Raw genomic sequence first — 19040 nt, forward strand, 5'->3', positions numbered from 1 at the left:
CGCGCTGCCATCGTGGAACCGGATCCGCCCGAGTCCGACGTCGCGGGCGCGTACCCGCGGGGGCCGCACAGTTTGCGACACTGTGACCATGCCCCACACCGTCGTCCACCTCCTACGTCACGGCGAGGTCCACAACCCCTCCGGCGTCCTGTACGGACGCCTCCCGGGGTACCACCTCTCGGAGCGCGGGCGCGCCATGGCCAGGGCCGTGGCCGCGCACCTGAGCGAGACCGGTCACGACGTGCGGCGCGTGGTGGCCTCCCCGCTCGAGCGCGCGCAGGAGACCGGGCGGCCCGTGGCCGAGGCGTTCGGCGTCGAGGTCGAGACCGACGAACGGCTGATCGAGGGCGGCAACGCGCTCGAGGGGACGGCGATCCGCGCCGACCCGCTCGCTCTCGCGCACCCGCGGCACTGGCCCCTGTACGTCGACCCGTTCCGCCCGAGCTGGGGCGAGGCGTACCGGGCGATAGCGGACCGGACGACCGACGCGGTGCGGTCCGTCCTCGCTCGCTCCGAGGGGGGTGAGGTGGTTCTCGTCTCCCACCAGCTGCCGATCTGGATCACCCGCCTCGTCGTCGAGCGCCGCCCCCTCGCGCACGACCCCCGGCGCCGGGAGTGCGCGCTGGCGTCCCTGACCTCCCTGCACTTCGACGACCGGCGCCTCGTCGGGATCACCTACGACGAGCCGGCCGCCGCGCTCGTGGCCGACGCGAGCGACGTCACGCCGGGCACCTCCCGTGCCGCGGTCAACACCGGGTCGGCCCGTCGGTCGGTCCGGTCCGGGACGCGGACCTCGCCGCCGCTGCCTCGGGCCGTGCCCACGCCCGAGACGGCCGACTCGGCGGCGGACGCCGGCGAGCAGGCCCGAGCGTGACGGGCCGCTCCTCCCTGCGACGCACCCTGCCGGCGGCGCTCGGTGCCCTCGGGCTCGCGGTCACGCTGACCGCGTGCGCACCCGAGGGCTCGTCGCCCGACGGCGGCTCCGTCGGCGCGGGCTACGAGGCCGGTGACGGCTCCTTCACCACCTGGGAGCCGGAGGAGCGGGGCGCCGCGGTCGAGCTGACCGGTACGTCCTACGACGACGAGCCGATCGACCTCGCCGAGGCGCGCGGCAGCGTCGCCGTCGTCAACTTCTGGTACGCAGCCTGCCCGCCGTGCCGCGTCGAGGCGCCCGACCTGGCCGCTCTCGCGAACGACATGGCCGACGAGATCGTCATGCTCGGCGTCAACCCGCGTGACGACACGGCGACCGCCCAGGCCTTCGAGAACACGTTCGACATCCCCTACCCGTCGGTCCACGACTCCGAGGCGCGTGCCGTCGCCGCGTTCGAGGGCCTGGTCCCGCTGTCCGCCATGCCGACCACCGTCGTGCTCGACCAGGAGGGTCGGGTCGCCGCCCGCATCCTCGGCCAGGCGGACCCGACCATCCTGCGCGGGCTCGTCGACGACGTCCTCGCCGAGGCCTGAGCCGTGGACGCCGTCGCCTCCGTGGGGGAGGTCGTCACCTCGGGATCGCTCCTGCTCGCGGTCCCGCTCGCCCTGCTCGCCGGGCTGATCTCCTTCTTCTCCCCGTGCGTCCTGCCGCTGCTGCCCGGCTACGTCGGCCTGCTCGGAGGGATGGCGGGCTCGACGACGGAGCGCTACCGGGAGGCGACCGCCGTCCCCGCGTCCGGCGCAGGCGGGAGCCCGGCAGGCGCTGGTGCGGGCCCGGTCGGCGCAGGTGCGGCGATCGCACGGCGCGAGGCCCAGGCGGCGGCGACGGGTCGCGCGTCCGGCCGCCGGGTCGCGCTCGGCGCGATCCTCTTCGTCTCCGGCTTCTCCGCGGTGTGGGTGGTGGCCGGCGTGGCCGTGGCCTCGCTGGGGATCGCCCTCGCCCCGGTGCTGCCGACCGTCCTGCGCGTGGCGGGCGTCGTCGTCATCCTGCTCGGGCTCGCGTTCGTCGGCCGGATCCCGTTCCTCCAGGCCGAGCGACGCCTCGACGTCGCCCCCCGCGCCGGCCTCGCCGGCGCGCCCGTGCTCGGCGCCGTGTTCGGGCTCGGCTGGGGACCGTGCATCGGCCCGACCCTGGCCGCCGTGCTCACCCTGGCCCTGTCCGAGCAGTCCGTGGCGCGCGGCCTCCTGCTCACGGTCGTGTACTGCCTCGGGCTCGGGGTCCCGTTCGTCGTCGCCGCCGTGGCCGTCGCCCGCTCGGCGCGCGCCCTGTCCGCCCTCAGGCGTCACGCCCGCACGATCCAGGTCGTCGGCGGCGTCGTCCTCATCGCTCTCGGGGTCCTGCTCGTCACCGGTGCCTGGGAGTGGATCGTGGGACGCCTGCAGGGCCTCGTCGCCGGGTGGGTGACGCCGCTGTGACCGCGGACCCCACCAACCTCTCCTCCAAGCCCGGCCAGGGCCGGGCGGGCCCCGACGACGACGCGGCAGCGGGTGACGGCAGCCGCGCCACCGGACCGTCCCTGTCCCTCGTGGGCTGGTTGCGGTGGGCGTGGCGCCAGCTGACGTCGATGCGCACGGCGATCCTCCTGCTCCTCCTGCTCGCCGTCGCCGCGCTCCCGGGCGCGTTCATCCCCCAGCAGGCCTCCGACCCCGCGGCCGTGTCGCAGTTCCGGGCCGAGCGTCCCGAGCTGTCCGGCTGGCTCGACCGGCTCGACCTGTTCGACATGTACGGGTCGATCTGGTTCCAGACCGTCTACGTGCTGCTGTTCGTCTCCCTGATCGGCTGCATCGTCCCGCGCATCGGCGTGCACGTGCGGTCGCTGCGGGCCGCGCCGCCGAAGGTTCCCGGCCGGCTGACCCGGTTCGCCGGGCACAGCGTCCGTCGCGACCCCACCCGTACGCCCGCCGAGCTCGGCGAGGCGGCGCGCCTCGCGCTGCGCCGCCGGTTCCGTGCGGTGGTCTCAGCGAAGGACGACGGCACGGTCGAGGTCTCGGCCGAGCGCGGCTACCTGCGGGAGACCGGGAACATCGTCTTCCACCTCGCCCTGCTCGCCGTCCTCGTCGCCTTCGGGCTCGGGCAGATGATCTCCTACCGCGGCCAGGCCATCGTCGTCGAGGGGGAGAGCTTCGCGAACTCCGTGGTCGACTACGACTCCTTCACCGCCGGCTCGCTCGTGCGCACGGGCTCCCTCGACCCGTTCGTCGTCCGCCTGGACGAGTTCAGCTCCGAGTTCACGCTCGACGCCCAGGCCCGCGACTTCCTCGCCGAGGTGTCGGTGACGCGTGCCGACGGCACCGCGGAGGCCGGCGACATCGCCGTCAACCATCCGCTCAACGTCGATGGCACGAACATCTACCTCTCCGGCAACGGCTACGCACCCCGCCTGACCGTGCACGACGGCGCGGGCGAGGTCGCGTTCTCCCAGCCGGTGCCGTTCCTGCCCGAGGACGGGGTCTACACCTCGAGAGGCGTCGTCAAGGTCCCGGACGTCTCGGGCGACCAGGAGCAGCTCGGCCTCACCGGGACCTTCCTGCCCACCGCGATCGTCGACACCGCCGGCACGCCCGTCTCGATCCATCCGCAGCCGGAGGATCCCCTGCTCGTGCTCACGCTGTGGGTGGGCGACCTCGGGCTCGACGAGGGCGAGCCCCAGAACGTCTACGTCCTCGACACCGACCGGATGCGGCAGGTCTACGAGCCCGCGGCCGACGGCTCGGCCGGGTCCGCCGAGGGTGGGCAGGTGCCGCTGACGATCTACCTCGGCCCAGGTGACACGGTCGAGCTGCCCGAGGGGCTCGGCTCGATCACGTTCGAGGAGGAGCTGCCGCGGTTCGTCGCCCTCGACCTGCGCAACGACCCCACGCTGCCCTACCTCCTGGCGGCCTCGATCGCGGCGATGCTCGGCCTGTTCGGCTCGCTGTTCGTCCCCCGCCGACGGGTGTGGGTGCGGCTGACCTCCGACGGCGACGGCACGCGGCTCGAGACCGCCGCGCTCGCACGGGGGGACGACCCCGGAACCGAGCGCGAGGTCGAGCGGCTCCTCGCCGCGCTCGACCTCGAGGAGGACTCCTCGGACGGTGACGTGGGCGACGACGCGTCCGCGGACCGGTGGGACGGGACGGGTGACACCCCGGCGCCCGAGGGGACGACCTCCGACGACGGCGCCGCCCCGCCGTCCCGCGGGCCGGACCGGCGCCCGCGACCGCGCCCCGCTCCGGAAAAGGGGTTGGGGCACAATGACATCACCGAGCGCCCTTAGGGCGCCCCGACGACGAAGGACGACGCATGCCCGAGTCCACGCTGGCTCAGATCTCCACGGTGGCCATCTACGGCGCGATGGGGGCCTACGTCATCTCGCTGCTGGCGTTCGCCGTCGACCTGGCGAGATTCATGGACAGCTCGGACAAGGGCCGTCGCTTCGCGCGGATCGGCGTGTCCTCGATGGTTGCCGGTTTCGTCATCCACGTCGTCGGGGTGATCACGCGGGCGATCGCGACCGAGCGCGTCCCGTGGGCCAACATGTACGAGTTCTCGATCGTGTTCACGCTCATCGCCGTGGGGATCTTCCTGCTCCTCAACCGGTCGCGCGACCTGCGTGTCCTCGGTGCGGGTCTCGCCGGGCTCGTGGTCCTGTCCCTGGGCCTCGCGGTCTCGGTGCTCTACGTCCGGGCGGACGGCATCCCGCCGGCGCTCGACAGCTACTGGCTGATCATCCACGTCTTCGTCGCCACGCTCGCCGTCGGCGTCCTCGCGGTCTCCGCGATCCTCTCGCTCGTCCAGCTGCTGCAGGAGCGCGCCGAGATCGGCCGTGCGCGTCGGGCCGAGGCGCGTGCCACCGCCGACTCGGCCGCCCTGGTCGCCGCCGACGGGCGCGCGGCGGCACCGACCACGCGGTCGGCCGCGGGTACGGGTGCGGCGGGGCCCGACTCCGGCGGGACCGACCCCGCAGGCGCGCCGAGATCCGGCCTCGCCGGATTCCGCGACCGTCTCTCCGAGCGCCTGCCGAGCTCCGCGGAGCTCGAGCGCACGGCCTTCCAGCTCATCGCCGTCGGCTTCATGCTGTGGACGTTCACGCTCATCGCCGGCGCCATCTGGGCCGAGCACGCGTGGGGCCGCCCGTGGGGTTGGGACGTCAAGGAGGTCTGGTCGCTGCTGATCTGGATCGTCTACGCCGCGTTCCTCCACGCGCGCCTGACCCGGGGCTGGCAGGGGCGGCGGGCGGCCTACCTCTCGCTCGCGGGCTTCGCGCTCATCCTCGGCAACTACTACGTGGTCAACCTGTTCCTCAACTCGCGGCACTCCTACTCGGGGATCGGGTAGCACCGGCGCCGACCGGCGGTCGTCCGGTCAGGCCGGCGAGCCCGGGCTCTCGCGGGGGTCGACGGCGAGCCCTCCCGCCGGGCCGGGGTCGCCGTCGTCGTCGCCCGGGCCGTCCGCGTCGGAGCGGCGATCCGTGCCGGGGTCGCCGTCGTCCGGTGCGTCGGCGGCGGTCGTCGGCTCGGGCGCCGTGGCCCGCGGGTTCTCACGCTCGGCATCGCGCGCACGCTGGCGGCGCTCGCGCTCGGCACGGCGTCGGTCGGCCTCCAGTCGGGCGAGGAACTCGGGGTCGTCGTCCGGCGCCACCGGTCGGCGGGGTTGGCGGGTCGGGCCGGCGCCGAAGGAGCCGGTGCCGCCGGTACGGTCCGGCCCGCCCGTCGCGCGTGCCAGCGTGCGGGAGAGCACGAGCCAGGCGACCGCGCCGATCACGGGCAGCAGCAGGATGAGGACGATCCAGACTCCCTTGGGGATGCGCGCCGGCATCCGTTCGTCGTCCGAGCGGGCACAGTCGATCAGCGCGAAGACGATGACGCCGACCGCGATGACGATGGGGATGGCACGTTGCACCCCTTCAGGGTAGGTCGACGGACGCGGCGGCGAGGCGCGACGCTGGTCACCGCCGGCCGGTGACCGCGACCCGGGGGCCGGGGACGGACGTAGCCTGGGCCGGTGGCCATCGCAAAGTACGCGCTCGCACGGGTCGTCGTGCTGCTCGGTGTCGCAGGGGTGCTCTACCTGGCCGGTGCCCGGTCCTGGCTCCTGTGGCTCGGCGCGCTCCTGCTCGCCGCCATGGTGTCCTACGTGGTGCTGCCGGGCGTCCGGGACGATGCCGCGGGCAGCCTCGCCCGGCAGGACGACCGCCGGACCAGGGTCGACGACGACGCCGACGAGGAGGACGCCATGCTCGACGACCGGGCCGGTGACGACGTGGGGGCGGACGACGACCGGGCCGAGGACGACGACGCGCGAGGACCCGACGACGTGCGTCCGGACGACGACCCGGGGCCGGGCGACGCCGCGGGGCCGCGCGACGCCGCGGCGGAGCAGGCCCGCGGCGAGACGATGTCGGACGGCGACGGGTCCACGCTGGAACGGGTCCCGGAAGCCGTAGAGGACGCACCTACGCGCAGCGACTCCGACGAGGCCGACCGCCGGAGCGACTGAGAGCCTCGGCGCGCGGTCAGGCGTAGTCCTGGACCTCGTGCGGCAGGCGCAGCATGAGCGCGGCGGCGCGGTCCTCCTGTGCCTGGGCGGTGGCGAGCCGCTCGCGCTCGGCGTCGCGACGCACCACGAGGACGGCGGCGAGGAAGCGCTCCGGGTGCGCGCCCGGCGGGGCCGGGCGCGAGGCGTACGGCTCGATCTGGGCCGCGAGCGAGCGGGAGACGGCGGCCCGCGTCTGCGGCGTCATCAGCGCCGTGCGCCCGAGGAGGTCGCGGGCGGCCGCCGCCAGCGCCGCCGGCAGGGGCCGCACCGTGAGCCCCTCGGCCCAGGGGCCGAGCTCCGGTGGCATCACCAGCGGCAGCCGCAACGCCTCCGACGCGCGCACCGACACCACGATGGTCCCCGCCAGCCGGTCGCCGAGCCGCTGACCGCGGCCGGAGGCCAGCGAGGCGATGATCGCGCCGCCGCCGAGGGTGAGCCACAGCTCGCCGACCCCCGCGAGCGCCCGCACGGAGGTGTGGCGCAGGCGCACCGGTCCGCCGTCGTCGCGGACCACGCGGGTCCCGGTGGCGATGCGACCCAGCGAGCGCCCCCGGGTGAGCGCCTCGACGGCCATCGGTGCGCCCACCCACCACAGGGCGAGGAACGAGATGACCAGCGCCTGGAGCTGCGCCTCGTTGATCCCGTCGTCGAGCAGGCCGACGACCAGCAGCAGCGACGCGAGCAGCCCGAGCAGGTAGGCCAGGCCGTCCAGCAGGCCGGACAGGACGCGGGTCGCGAAACCGGTCGGCGCCAGGTCGAGGGCGACGGCCTCGGAGGTGACGACGACGTCGCCCGCGAGGCCCGCGGTCGTCAGCGCCCCGGCCTGGTCGCGCGCGGGTCCGCGGCGAGCGTCGGGAGCGGGAGGGGCGGCCACGTGTGGCAGGGTACTGCGCGTGGATGCCGAGGCGTTGGGAGCCGTGCGGTCCGGCCGCTGGGAGCGGCTCGACGACCTCGCGGGGCGCCGCAGGCTCACCGGTCAGGAGGCCGACGAGCTCGTCCGTCTCTACCAGGCCACGTCCGCCGACCTGTCGCGCGTGCGCACCCGGTCCGCCGACCGGTACGTCACCGGTCACCTGTCCGACGTCCTTGCCCGCGCGCGCGGACGCATCGCGGGCACCCACGAGGTCAGCCTGCGGGCCGTACGCAACCTCTTCGTCGTGACGATGCCGCTGGCCCTGTACCGGGTGCGGTGGTGGACGCACGGAGTGACCGCGGCGTTCCTGCTCGTGGCCCTGGCCGTCGGCTGGTTCTACGCCACCACGCCCGGGGCGCTCGCCGAGCTCGGCTCGACCAGCCAGCTCCAGAGCTACGCCGACGAGCAGTTCGCCGCCTACTACTCGAACTATCCCTCGCACGACTTCGCCGCACAGGTCTGGACGAACAACGCCTGGATCGCCGCCCAGACGATCGGCCTGGGCATCACCGGCGTGTGGCCGGTTCAGGTCCTCGCCGTCAATGCGGTCGGCATCGGCCAGGCCGGCGCGATCATGTCGGAGTACGGCGACCTCGGGGTGTTCTTCTCCCTCCTCGCGCCGCACGGCCTGCTCGAGCTCACCGCGATCTTCGTGGCGGGCGGCGCGGGGCTCCGACTGTTCTGGACCCTGCTCGTGCCCGGTCGCCGCACCCGGCAGACGGCACTCGCGGTCGAGGGGCGCACCACCGTCACCGTCGCCGGCGCGCTCGTCGTCGTCCTGCTCGTCTCGGGCCTGGTGGAGGGGTACGTCACCGGGACGACGGTGCTGGACTGGTGGGTGAAGATCGTCATCGGCGCGGTCGTCTGGCTGGGGTTCTGGGTGTGGACGATGTGGGCCGGCGGCCGGGCCCATCGGGACGAGCTCAGCGCCGACCTCGCCGACGACGCGGCCGGCTACCGCGTCGCCGAGGCCGGCTGACCGCCGCTCGTCCGGCCCGGGCCGCCGCACAGGCGGACCCGGCCCCTCACAGCCGGCCGGCGGCCTTGAGGGCGAGGTAGGCGTCGGCCAGGCGCGGCGCGATCTCGTCGGGGTGGCCCTGCACGACGTCGGCGCCCGCCTGCCGTACCCGGGTCGCCACGGCGTCCCGCTCGAGACCGGTGCGCTCCGCGGCGGCCGCGTCGTGCACCGAGCCGGAGTCCCCCCGGTCGCTGCGCAGCTCCTCGACGGCCGGGTCCTCGACCCCGGCGACGACGACGGTGTGGTCGCGCGCCAGACGCCGCACCACGGGCAGGAGACCGGAGCTCATCGTCGAGGGGTCCACGGCCGTGAGCAGGACGACGAGCGCCCGCTGGGAGAGCGTCTCGCCCACGGTCTGCGCGACGGTCGTCCAGTCCGTCTCCAGCAGGGCGGGCTCGACGACGGCGAGCCCGTCGGCGAGACTGCTCATGAGCCTCGCCCCGGCCACGCCGGTGATCCGCGCGCGGACCTCGGCGTCGACGGCGACGACGTCCACCCTGTCGCCCGCGTGGGAGGCGAGCGCGGCGAGGAGGAGGACTGCCTCGATCGAGGCGTCGAGGCGGGGTGCGTCGCCCAGGCGCGCCGCGGACAGCCGGCCGGAGTCGACGACGACGAGCACCCGGCGGTCCCGCTCGGGGCGCCAGGTCCGCACGTGGACGTCGCCGCGCCTGGCGGTCGCGCGCCAGTCGATCGACCGCACGTCGTCCCCGAGGACGTACTCCCGCAGCGAGTCGAACTCGGTGCCCTGCCCCCGCACGAGCACGCTCGCCCGGCCGTCCATCTCGCGCAGCCGTGCGAGCCGGGAGGGCAGGTGCCGGCGGGAGCGGAAGGCGGGCAGCACCCGCACCGCGGCGGGGACGTCGAGGGTGGCCTGGCGCGCACCCAGACCCAGCGGGCCGACGAGACGCACGGTGACACCTCCGGCCACCCGTTCGCCACGGCGCGTGGGGACCAGGACGGTGCGCAGGCGGCGACGCTCGCCGGCGGGGACGTCGAGGCGGTGCCGGTCCGCGTCGGTCCTGCCCGGACCGGCCACGTCGCCGAACCCGGCGGACGGCGGCCAGGCGTCCCGCAGGACGCCGCGCACCCGCCGTCGCGAGTCGTTGGACACGGTCACCGTGACGGTCGCCGCGTTGCCCAGGCGCACGGCCCGGGGAGCGTCCCGGTCGACGCGCAGCTCCTTCGGGCTGGGCGCGAGCAGGGCGTCGGCGAGCACCACCACGACGACGACCGCGATCCAGATCGCGAGCGTCGTCCAGGTGGGGTGCAGCGCCACGGCCACCACCCCGAGCGCGGCGAACGCCGCGGCGAGCGGGGTGGGCAGCATCAGCGTGGGACCTGGACCGAGGACAGGAGGCCCTGCAGGACGCCGACGGCGGTGACGCCCTCGAGCTCGGCCTCGGCGTGCAGCGCGACCCGGTGGCGCAGTGTGGGCACGGCGAGCGCCTTGACGTCGTCGGGGGTGACGTAGGTGCGTCCCGTGAGCCAGGCCCAGCCGCGCGCGGTGGCCAGCAGTGCCGTCGCACCGCGGGGCGAGACGCCGAGCGAGAGTGCGGGGGAGCTGCGGGTGGCCCGCACGAGGTCGACGACGTAGCCCAGGACCTCGGGCGCGACCTCCACGCGCGCGACCTCGGCGCGTGCGACGGCGAGGTCCGCGGGGCCGGCGACCGGACCGACCCCGGCGCCGGCGAGGTTGCGCGGGTCGAACGCGGCGGCGTGGCGGCGCAGCACCTCGATCTCCTCCTCGCGGGCCGGCAGGTCGAGGACGAGCTTGAGCAGGAAGCGGTCGAGCTGCGCCTCGGGCAGCGGATAGGTCCCCTCGTGCTCGACCGGGTTCTGGGTGGCGATCACCATGAACGGGTCCGGCAGGCGGCGGGCCTCGCCGTCGGTGGTGACCTGCCGCTCCTCCATCGCCTCCAGCAGTGCGGACTGGGTCTTGGGCGGCGTGCGGTTGATCTCGTCGGCGAGCATGAGGTTGGTGAACACGGGGCCCGGGCGGAACGAGAACTCCGCGGCGCGCGCGTCGTAGATCAGCGAGCCCGTGATGTCGCCGGGCATGAGGTCGGGCGTGAACTGGACGCGCTTGGTGTCCATCTCCAGGGCCGTCGCCAGCGTGCGGACCAGGAGGGTCTTCGCGACGCCGGGGACGCCCTCGAGGAGCACGTGACCGCCGGCCACCAGTGCGATGAGCATCCCGGTGACGGCGCCCTCCTGGCCGACCACCGCCTTGCCGACCTCGGCCCGCAGCGCGCCGAGGCGGTCGCGGGCGGCCCGGGCCTCGTCGGACTCCTGGTGGCCGCGGGCGGAGCGGGGGCCGGGTGCGGCCGGGGCACCCGGTGCGCCGGGCCCGCCGGCGTGGCCGGGCGCGCCGCCCTGTCCGGGCCCGCCGGCGTGACCGGGCGTGCCGCCCTGCTCGTAGGCGCCGGCCGGTGTGCCGGCGGGAGCGCCGGCGTTGCCGGGTCCGGCCGGTCGGCCGGGCGCCCAGGCGCCGCTGTCCCGGGGGGCGAACCTCTCGTCGTCGGGGTGGTGGGTCACGGTCGGTGAACCTCGCTCTCCAGGGTGTCCAGGTCGGTGGCAAGCTGAGTGAGCTCCGCGCCGGTGCCGGGCGGGGCGCCGTACAGGAGGTCGCGCACGCGGGCCTCGTCGCGTCCGCTCGCCCGGGCGACGGCGTCGGTGAGGTCGACGCGGTGCACGGAGCGGGGCAGTCCGAGCCGGCGTGCGAGCCGCGCGGCGGCCCCCGCGCGCAGGCCTGCCGCGGCGTGGGCGGTCGCGCCGTAGCGACGGTACAGCGCGCCGCGGCCTCGCACGGTCTCGGCCGAGCGCACGACGACGGGCAGCGGTTCGGGGATCACGCGGCCGAGGCGGCGGCCGCGCGCGACGGCGAGGACGATCACCGCGAAGGCGGTCGCCCAGCCGACCATGACGAGCCAGTCGGGCGAGAGCGTCGCCGGCGGCACGCTCTCGGAGAGGTCGACCGCCTCGACGGTTGCGGTCGGGGTGAACCAGACGAGCCTCTCGTGGTGACCCAGGGACCTGAGGACGAGCGCCGCGTGGCCGTCCTCGTCGAGCGCCGCGTTCGACATGAGGCGGCCGTCGGCGTGGACCCGCACGGAACGGTCGCCGTCGGACCAGACGGCATAGGCCGCGGCGTCGCCCGACGCGAAGCAGGTGGTGACGTCCGGGTCGTCCGAGGTCAGCCCGCCCCGGAAGGGGCCGATGCGGCTCGCGGCCTCGGCGTCCGGGTCGTCGCAGTCGGCCTGGACGGGGGCCTGGCTCCCGCCGCCCACGGTCTCGATCGGCGCGCCGGTACCGCGCAGCGTGGGAGCGGCGGGGTCGACGAGGACGAGGTCGGCCCCGGTGCCGGCCAGCTGCGCGGCCGCGTCCTCGGTCAGGTGTCTGGACGCCGTGACGACGAGCGTCGTCCCGGCGTCGGCGAGGTCGACCGCCTCGCGCTGCGAACCGATCACCTGGACGTCGACGCCCTGGTCGCGCAGGATCTCCGCGGTCGCCTGCGCGCCCTCCGGCTGCGGGTTGCGGGCGGAGAGCGGGTCCGCGTCCCGGCCCGACGACCGATCGACGGTGACGAGCACGAGGATCGCCAGGGCGAGGACGACGATCCCCACGCGCAGCAGCCGCTTCCACCGGGCGGGGCGGCCGGTCGGTGCGCCGTCGGTGCTCGTCGCCACCTCGGGGACGAGGTCCGCGGGTGCGGGGCCGTCGGGGGCGGAGTCGGTGGGCGCGGGCCCGGCCGGGGCGGACGCGCTCATGCCAGCACCCCGTCCAGCGACGGTGGCAGCTCCGCGGCGCGGGACTCCTGGGCCCCCTGGCCGGCCGCGCGCCGCGCGCGCCGGACGGCGTCGTCGAGCGCGCGGAGCCGTTCGTCGTCGCCCGCGGCGGCCCGGGTGTCGCCGTAGCGGACGGCGTCGAACAGGCGACCGCCCCACGTGAGCTCGCCGGAGATCTCGGGCAGTGCGCGTGAGCCCAGGTCCGCGGCCTCGTGCGCCGTCAGGCCGGGGCGGTCCTCGATGAACGCGCGCTCGTCGAGCGAGCGCACGATGGCCCGGAACCGCTCGATCACGGCGCGGGAGTAGTCCCCGGACCGTGCGGCGGCGTCGGCGGCGGCGCGCAGGTCGCGCGAGTCGCGGTCGTCCTCGAAGAGCACCCCGGCCGGCTCCTCGACGCGCGCCCGGCGCCGTGCCCGGACCGGTCCGGAGAGCACGAGCGCGAGGACGACCACCACCGCGATGGCGCCGACGACGACGAGCGGCAGGATCTGGACGGGGATCGCGCCGCCCCCCTGGCCGAGTCCGTCGAACAGGTCCCCGACCCGGTCGAGGAGCCGGGAGAGGAACCCGGGGGAGTCGTCGTACATGCGGCGGGAGAGCTCCTCGACCGCCCAGTCGTGCGCCTCGGGCGCGTCGGGCGTGACGGGGACGTCCGCCGGCCACCGGGTGGGCGGGAGGTCAGGCACGGTTCGAGGCGGCGCGCGCGAGCTGGACGTCGAGCCCCTCGCGGCGCATCCGCTGGTCGATGTAGACGAGGGAGGCCACGCCGGCCGTGAACGGGGTGATGATGAGGTTGACGAGCACCGAGGCCAGCGAGGTGAGGACGATGACCAAGGCGTCGGACAGCCCCATCGCACCCCCGACGAGCCCGATCGGCAGGGACACGACGCCGCCGACCACGACGGCGATGATGGCGGCGAGGATGTAGATCCCCACGATCCGCCAGGTCGAGCCCGACGACAACGACCACGAGCGGGAGACGGCCCGCCCGGGGCCGGCCTTCTCCAGGACCACGGCCGGGTAGGACAGGGACAGGCGGGTCATGACGATGAAGGCGGGGATCGCCGAGCCGATGGCGATGAGGAGGGTGACGGCGACCGCCGTGACCATCCCCCCGGTCGAGGACCCCGACGTCGAGCCGGCGATCGCGGCGACGAACGCGAAACCGACGACCGACATGACGATGACGGTGACGAACATCAGAGCGAAGGCGATGAGGCCGAGCAGGAGGCTGAGCCCGACGAGCGAGAGGATCCGCCCCTTGACGGCCTGCCACACCTGGCCGATGGTCGCGCGCTCGCCGATCGCCGAGCGGCTGACCGAGACCACGAGGGCGCCCGTCGCGATGAGGGAGGTCAGCGCACCGACGACGAGGAGCGCGAAGCTCGTCAGCCCCTGGACCCCGGCCGACTCCTCGATCGTCAGCGACTGGCTCGCGTTCGTCGACGCCCAGCTCGCCGCGAGGGACAGCACCACGGTGAGCACGCTGACCACACCCGAGTAGAAGAACATCGTGCCCGGGTTGTGCCTGACGGCCCGGAAGGCGCCCTCGATGACCTCGCCGACGCGCAGCGGTCGGAGCGCCACGATGCCCGGCTGACCGCCCGCCAGACTGTCGGCGACCCAGGCGCCCGAGCCCGGGGCGTCGGCGGCGCCGTACTGCCCGTAGCCGGACGGGCCGCCCGCCGGGGGAGCGCCCCACTCGACGGGTGGTGGCGTCGTGCCGGCGCCGTACTGGCCGTACTGGTCGTAGGTGGGCTGCTGCCCGGGTGGCGGGGTCGTGCCGGCGCCGTACTGGCCGTAGGTGGGCTGCTGACCGGGAGGCGGCGTCGTGCCGGCGCCGTACTGCCCGTACTGCCCGTAGGTGGGCTGCTGACCGGGAGGCGGCGTCGTGCCGGTGCCGTACTGCCCGTACGCCGGCGGCCCGCCGGCTGCGCCGGGGTCGCCGGCACCCCAACCGTGCTGACCGGGGTCGCCCCACGGGCCCTGGTCCGGCCCTCGCCCCGTGCCACCCTGCGTCATCCCGCCTCCGTCTCGGTCCACTGCGCGCCATCGTGCCACGCATCCACGGCGCGCCCGCCCGCAGAAGTACCCGGTCCGTGTAGGACACTGGTCGTATGAGTTCTCGCCTCCTTGTCGTCGACGACGACGTCGCCCTGGCCGAGATGATCGGGATCGTCATGCAGTCGGAGGGGTTCGACGTCGTGCATGTCGCCGACGGTGCCGCGGCCCCCGAGACGTTCCGGCAGACGCACCCGGACATCGTCCTGCTCGACCTCATGCTCCCCGGGCTCGACGGCATCCAGATCTGCCGCATCATCCGGGCGGAGTCCGACGTCCCCATCGTCATGCTCACGGCACGGTCGGACACGCTCGACGTCGTCGCCGGTCTCGAGGCCGGTGCGGACGACTACGTGCAGAAGCCGTTCAAGCCCAAGGAGCTCGTGGCCCGGATCCGGGCGCGGCTGCGCCGGCAGGACGACGTCGACCCCGAGCGTCTGCGCATCAGCGACCTCGACATCGACGTCGCCGCCCACGAGGTCCGACGCGGCGAGGAGCTCATCGCGCTCACGCCGCTGGAGTTCGACCTCGTCGTCGCGCTCGCGCGCAAGCCGCGCCAGGTCTTCACGCGCGAGCAGCTCCTCGAGACGGTGTGGGGCTACCGGCACTCGGCGGACACCCGGCTCGTCAACGTCCATGTCCAGCGCCTGCGGGCCAAGGTGGAGCTCGACCCGGACAACCCGCAGGTGGTCGTCACCGTGCGGGGCGTCGGGTACCGGGCGGGACCCGTCCAGGCGTGAGTCCCTCCGACGAGGCGGCGGGCAGCGACCGTCCGTCGGCCACGTCGGACGGCCGGGACGACGACGCCGGAGCGAACCGGACGCCCGGGCCCGGCGCGTCGGGATCGGGGCCCGGGACTGCGACCGGTGGGCCCGCGCGCGGGCGGATCGGTGCGACGCCGCCCCGACGGTCGTGGCGCGCCCGCGTGCGGCGCCGTGCCCTCGATCTCGCCCGCAGCTGGCGCGGCTCGCTGGCCGTACGCGTGGTCACGGTGACCGTGATCGGCGGGCTGCTCGGCCTGAGCATCATCGGCGCGGTGATCTCCGTCGAGATCCGCGACCGTCTGTTCGACGGCAGGCTCGAGCAGGTCATCGCCGACGCCGCCGAGCGGGCCAGCGAGGCGCAGGCGGACATGGACGACTCCACCGCCTCCACGCCCAGCCAGGTGCAGACGCTCGCGACGGACATCGTCGAGCTCAGCCAGGGGGCGACCGCCGGGGTCGTCGGCACCGTCATCACCCGCGACGAGCAGCATGCGACCGGGCCGACGATCCCCGAGCCGACCAGCTCGACCGTCATCCGGGACGCCATCACCGAGGAGATGCACGCGGCCGTCGAGCCCGGCTCGTCGCTGCACTGGCAGTCGGTCACGCTGACCATCGACGGCGAGGAGGTGCCGGCGATCGTCGTCGGCGCGCCGGTCCTCCTGCCGATCGCCGGGGAGTACGAGCTCTACACCGTTTACGGTCTCCAGCCCGAGCAGCAGATGATCGCCGTCGTCACGTCCGTGCTCGGGGTCGCGGCGCTCGCGCTCGTCGCCCTCGTCGCGGCGATGGTCGCGCTTGTGCTGCGCTGGGTGCTGCGGCCGATCCGGCAGGCGTCGCGCACGGCCGAGCGGCTCGCGGCCGGGCTCCTCGACGAGCGGATGGACGTGCGCGGGTCCGACGAGGTGGCGCGGCTGGCCGAGTCGTTCAACGAGATGGCGGACTCGCTGCAGCAGCAGATCAGCGACATGTCCGAGCTCTCCCGCCTCCAGCAGCGGTTCGTCTCGGACGTGTCCCACGAGCTGCGCACGCCGCTGACGACGATCCGCATGGCGGCGGACCTCATCCACGACCGGCGCGACGACTTCGACCCGCCCGTGCGCCGCTCCGCCGAGCTGCTGGTCGCGCAGATCGAGCGGTTCGACCACATGCTCGCCGACCTGCTCGAGATCTCCCGCTTCGACGCGGGCGCCGCCATCCTCGAGGTGGGACCCACGGACCTCGCCGAGCTGGTGGACGGGGTCGTCGAGGGGCATGCCATCCTCGCCGAGCGCAAGGGCTCCGTCGTGTCCGTGCACCGTGCGACGCCGAGCTGCACGGCCGAGGTCGACGCGCGCCGGATCGAGCGAGTCCTGCGCAACCTGCTCGTCAACGCGATCGAGCACTCGGAGGGACGGCCGATCGAGATCACGGTCGCCGAGGACGAGCGCACGGCCGCGGTCCTCGTCCGGGACCACGGCGTGGGCATGTCGGAGGAACAGGCCGACCGGGTCTTCGACCGGTTCTGGCGCGGCGACACGGCGCGTACCCGCACCACCGGTGGCACCGGGCTCGGCCTGTCGATCGCCCAGGAGGACGTCGGGCTGCACGGCGGCACGCTTGCCGCGGCCGGACGCACGGGGCAGGGCGCCGCGTTCCTGCTCACCCTCCCGCGCCAGGACGGCAGCCCGGTCGGGCCGTCCCCGATCGAGCTGTGGCCCGGAGACTCCACCGTCGAGCCGACCCTGGCCGCCCCGCTCGTCGGGCTCGCCGGGCCGACAGGTGGCGAGCGCATCGAGGAGGGGCGATGACGACAGGATCGGCGGCGAGGGCCGTGTCGGGTGCGTCTGCGGTGTCGGGTGCGTCGGGTGTGTCGCCGGCGGGGACCCTGTCGGCTGCGGCCACCCGTGCGCCGGGTGGTGCGGGTACGCCGACCGGGCCGGCCCGAGGGCTCGTCCGAGGTGTGCGTGGCGTGCGACGTGTCCGGGCCGTGCGCAGGGTCGCGTCCCGCCTGGTGGCCCTGCTGCTGGCCCTGGCGGTCCTCGCGGGCTGCGCGCAGCTGCCCGGCTCCGGCCCGGTGAACGCCGCCGACCCGACGGTGAGCGCCGCACCCTCGCTCGGTCTGTATGCGCGGGGACCCCAGGCGGGCGCCACGCCCGACGAGATCGTGCGCGGGTTCCTCGCCGCGAGCGCGACCGGCTTCGCCGACGACTTCTCGGTCGCGCGGGAGTTCCTCGGGGGCGGCGCCACCTCGGCGTGGCAGCCGCTCGCGCAGGTGCGCGTGTACGCGGACTCCGAGGAGCCGGAGATCGCCACCACCGATGACGGCGGCGTGTCCGTGACGACGCAGATGTTCGCGGTGATCGACGGCTCGGGACACTACGCCGAGGCCGCGAGCGACCAGGACATCCGCACGGACTTCACGCTCGCGAGGGACGACGACGGCGAGTGGCGGATCATCGACCTCGAGGACGGCGTGCTGCTCTCCGCCGAGTCGTTCTCCGTCCAGTACGTCGCGGCACCGCTGTACTTCCCCGCGGCCGACGGCGAGACCGTCGTCGCCGACCTGCGGCACTATCCGCGCCAGAACCTCGCCTCCTCGCTGGTCCAGGGCGTGCTCGGTGGCCCGTCGGCCTGGCTCGAGCCGGCCGTCATGACGCCTGCCCCTGTCTCCACGCGTCTCCTGCTCAGCTCCGTGGACGTCGCCGACGGCGTGGCGACCGTCGACCTGACCGACGACGTCCTCGAGGCCTCTAACCGCGAGCGCGAGCTCCTCGTGGCACAGCTCCGGCGGACGCTGTCGGCGGTCCCGGGGGTCTCCGACGTCACGGTGACCGTCGGCGGGAACGCGCTTGCCATCGGCTCGGTGCCGGAGCTTCCGGCCTACCCCTACACGCCCCAGCCGCTGCTGGCGGTGGCCGATGACGAGCTCGTCGAGCTCGACGGCGGGCTGGAGGTGCGCGTGACCGGCGCGGCGGCGCCCCGCACCGGGGTGGTCTCGGCCCCGGCCGGCTCGCCGGCGGACCCGCCCGACGGACAGGTCTACCTCGACGGCCCGACCCGCATGATGGCGGCACCGACGGCCGGCCGCAGCGCCCGCCTCGTCGTGTCCGGGACCGAGCTCGTCGCCCCCTCGATGGACCGTTACGGCTGGGCGTGGACCGGCGAGCGGACCAACGCAGGCACCCTGCGCGCCGCCCTGCCGAGCGGCGGTACTTCCGAGATCGACGCACCCTGGCTCGACGGGTCGGTCGTGCGCGCCGTGCGCGTCTCGCGGGAGGGAGCCAGGGCGGCGGTGATCCGCGAGCAGGGCGGCTCGATCCTCGTCGAGGTCTCGGGCGTCCAGCGCGGTCCCGACGACGAGCCGCGCTCGCTCGGCACCTCGCAGGCGCGGGTCGGGGTCGGTCTCGTCGACGCGACGGACCTCGCCTGGATCGATGCCACGACGCTCGTGGTGCTCGGCCGCACGGCCACGGACCCGGCCCCCCGGCCTTATCTCGTCAGCATCGGAGGGGACACCGAGCCGCTGCCCGTCCTCCAGGGCGCCGTGGCGCTCACGGCCGGCCGGGGCGGGACGAGCGTGGTGCTGCAGACCTCGGACCTCGGCATCTACGAGCGCACCGGTGCCTCGTGGACGCGTATCGCGGAGGGACTGTCCGACCCGACCTTCCCCGGTTGACCCCCTCACACCCGCCATATCGGCGAGTGAGCGGCGTTCTGCCTGGCGAGTGAGCGGGGTTCGGTCGGGCGTCAGGGCGAGTGAGCGGGGTTCGGTCGGGTACGTGGGCGCGGGTGTGCCTGGCGGTCAGCGCGGTTCCGTCGGGCGCCAGGGCGTGCCCTCGCGAACAGCCCGCTGCCGCGTCGCGAGGGGCGCCGTATCCGCGGCTTCGCCGCGAAGGTGCGTTCTGTCCTCACGGTCGCCGAGGCAGTGACCAAAGTGGTGAGTCAGTGCCCCGCGTCGGTTGACTCGGCGGATACCTGACTGACTCACCGCCTGTCCGGCGGGGGGGGGGGGGGGGGGGGACCGGGGGTCGGGTTCCCGGCAGTAGTTCCACCTCCCGCCACCCCC

The 19040-nt window shown here is 74.9% G+C and carries 17 protein-coding genes; 10 read left to right on the forward strand and 7 right to left on the reverse strand.

Annotation, left to right across the window (positions count from 1 at the left end; translation table 11 throughout):
• The first annotated feature begins 88 nt into the window (after positions 1 to 88).
• From ACZLKG_RS03780 to ccsB, 5 genes are read left to right on the forward strand one after another with little or no spacing between them, the layout of a single operon-like run.
• Positions 89 to 874: a histidine phosphatase family protein gene (locus tag ACZLKG_RS03780; protein WP_425707822.1), complete on the forward strand. Its 786-nt coding sequence runs from the start codon at positions 89 to 91 to the stop codon at positions 872 to 874.
• Entirely contained in the window at positions 871 to 1467 is a 597-nt protein-coding gene (locus ACZLKG_RS03785) for a TlpA family protein disulfide reductase (RefSeq protein ID WP_425707823.1), read from the forward strand. The genes ACZLKG_RS03780 and ACZLKG_RS03785 overlap by 4 nt, the downstream gene beginning before the upstream one ends.
• Positions 1468 to 1470: 3 nt before the next feature.
• Positions 1471 to 2349 (forward strand): cytochrome c biogenesis CcdA family protein, encoded by an 879-nt coding sequence (locus tag ACZLKG_RS03790; protein WP_425707824.1) that lies wholly within the window; start codon positions 1471 to 1473, stop codon positions 2347 to 2349.
• A complete protein-coding gene (gene resB / locus ACZLKG_RS03795) occupies positions 2346 to 4190 on the forward strand; it encodes a cytochrome c biogenesis protein ResB (protein ID WP_425707825.1) in 1845 nt (614 codons plus the stop codon). Before ACZLKG_RS03790 ends, resB begins: the two co-directional genes overlap by 4 nt.
• 26 nt (positions 4191 to 4216) lie before the next feature.
• Entirely contained in the window at positions 4217 to 5251 is a 1035-nt protein-coding gene (gene ccsB / locus ACZLKG_RS03800) for a c-type cytochrome biogenesis protein CcsB (RefSeq protein WP_463648009.1), read from the forward strand.
• 27 nt (positions 5252 to 5278) lie between these two features.
• On the opposite strand, the gene ACZLKG_RS03805 is transcribed toward ccsB, so the two are convergent.
• Positions 5279 to 5815 carry a PLD nuclease N-terminal domain-containing protein gene (locus ACZLKG_RS03805; protein WP_463648010.1) on the reverse strand — a complete coding sequence of 179 codons (537 nt, stop codon included), beginning with the start codon at positions 5813 to 5815 and terminating at the stop codon, positions 5279 to 5281.
• A 102-nt stretch (positions 5816 to 5917) separates the two neighbouring features.
• Between ACZLKG_RS03805 and ACZLKG_RS03810 the strand changes: the two genes are divergently transcribed.
• Positions 5918 to 6412 carry a DUF4229 domain-containing protein gene (locus ACZLKG_RS03810; RefSeq protein ID WP_425707828.1) on the forward strand — a complete coding sequence of 165 codons (495 nt, stop codon included), beginning with the start codon at positions 5918 to 5920 and terminating at the stop codon, positions 6410 to 6412.
• A gap of 16 nt (positions 6413 to 6428) precedes the next feature.
• Here the strand turns inward: ACZLKG_RS03810 and ACZLKG_RS03815 are convergent, their stop codons facing one another.
• The gene (locus ACZLKG_RS03815) at positions 6429 to 7325 is read right to left on the reverse strand and encodes an RDD family protein (RefSeq protein WP_463648011.1); all 897 of its coding nucleotides are present in this window, start codon (positions 7323 to 7325) and stop codon (positions 6429 to 6431) included.
• A 19-nt stretch (positions 7326 to 7344) separates the two neighbouring features.
• Here ACZLKG_RS03815 and ACZLKG_RS03820 point away from each other — a divergent pair, with 19 nt between their 5' ends.
• Positions 7345 to 8343, forward strand: coding sequence for a stage II sporulation protein M (locus ACZLKG_RS03820; protein WP_425707830.1), 999 nt, complete (start codon positions 7345 to 7347; stop codon positions 8341 to 8343).
• Between the two features lie 46 nt (positions 8344 to 8389).
• On the opposite strand, the gene ACZLKG_RS03825 is transcribed toward ACZLKG_RS03820, so the two are convergent.
• The 5 genes from ACZLKG_RS03825 to ACZLKG_RS03845 are packed head-to-tail and all read right to left on the reverse strand — an operon-like array spanning position 8390 to position 14189.
• On the reverse strand, positions 8390 to 9709 hold the full coding sequence (locus ACZLKG_RS03825) for a DUF58 domain-containing protein (protein ID WP_425707831.1): 1320 nt from the start codon (positions 9707 to 9709) through the stop codon (positions 8390 to 8392).
• Complete coding sequence (locus ACZLKG_RS03830) at positions 9709 to 10917, reverse strand: AAA family ATPase (RefSeq protein WP_425707832.1); 1209 nt, start codon at positions 10915 to 10917, stop codon at positions 9709 to 9711. Before ACZLKG_RS03830 ends, ACZLKG_RS03825 begins: the two co-directional genes overlap by 1 nt.
• Positions 10914 to 12149 (reverse strand): DUF4350 domain-containing protein, encoded by a 1236-nt coding sequence (locus ACZLKG_RS03835; protein WP_463648012.1) that lies wholly within the window; start codon positions 12147 to 12149, stop codon positions 10914 to 10916. The genes ACZLKG_RS03830 and ACZLKG_RS03835 overlap by 4 nt, the downstream gene beginning before the upstream one ends.
• Positions 12146 to 12853 (reverse strand): DUF4129 domain-containing protein, encoded by a 708-nt coding sequence (locus ACZLKG_RS03840; RefSeq protein WP_425707834.1) that lies wholly within the window; start codon positions 12851 to 12853, stop codon positions 12146 to 12148. Before ACZLKG_RS03840 ends, ACZLKG_RS03835 begins: the two co-directional genes overlap by 4 nt.
• Complete coding sequence (locus ACZLKG_RS03845) at positions 12846 to 14189, reverse strand: hypothetical protein (protein ID WP_425707835.1); 1344 nt, start codon at positions 14187 to 14189, stop codon at positions 12846 to 12848. The genes ACZLKG_RS03840 and ACZLKG_RS03845 overlap by 8 nt, the downstream gene beginning before the upstream one ends.
• A gap of 95 nt (positions 14190 to 14284) precedes the next feature.
• On the opposite strand from ACZLKG_RS03845, the gene mtrA reads away from it, so the two are divergent.
• From mtrA to ACZLKG_RS03860, 3 genes are all read left to right on the forward strand, one after another.
• A complete protein-coding gene (gene mtrA / locus ACZLKG_RS03850) occupies positions 14285 to 14968 on the forward strand; it encodes an MtrAB system response regulator MtrA (RefSeq protein ID WP_425707836.1) in 684 nt (227 codons plus the stop codon).
• A gap of 185 nt (positions 14969 to 15153) precedes the next feature.
• Positions 15154 to 16782: an MtrAB system histidine kinase MtrB gene (gene mtrB / locus ACZLKG_RS03855; protein ID WP_425707837.1), complete on the forward strand. Its 1629-nt coding sequence runs from the start codon at positions 15154 to 15156 to the stop codon at positions 16780 to 16782.
• Positions 16783 to 16943: 161 nt separating this feature from the next.
• Complete coding sequence (locus tag ACZLKG_RS03860; RefSeq protein WP_425707838.1) at positions 16944 to 18650, forward strand: LpqB family beta-propeller domain-containing protein; 1707 nt, start codon at positions 16944 to 16946, stop codon at positions 18648 to 18650.
• Positions 18651 to 19040: the final 390 nt, after the last annotated feature.

Source organism: Georgenia sp. Z2081, assembly GCF_055326445.1.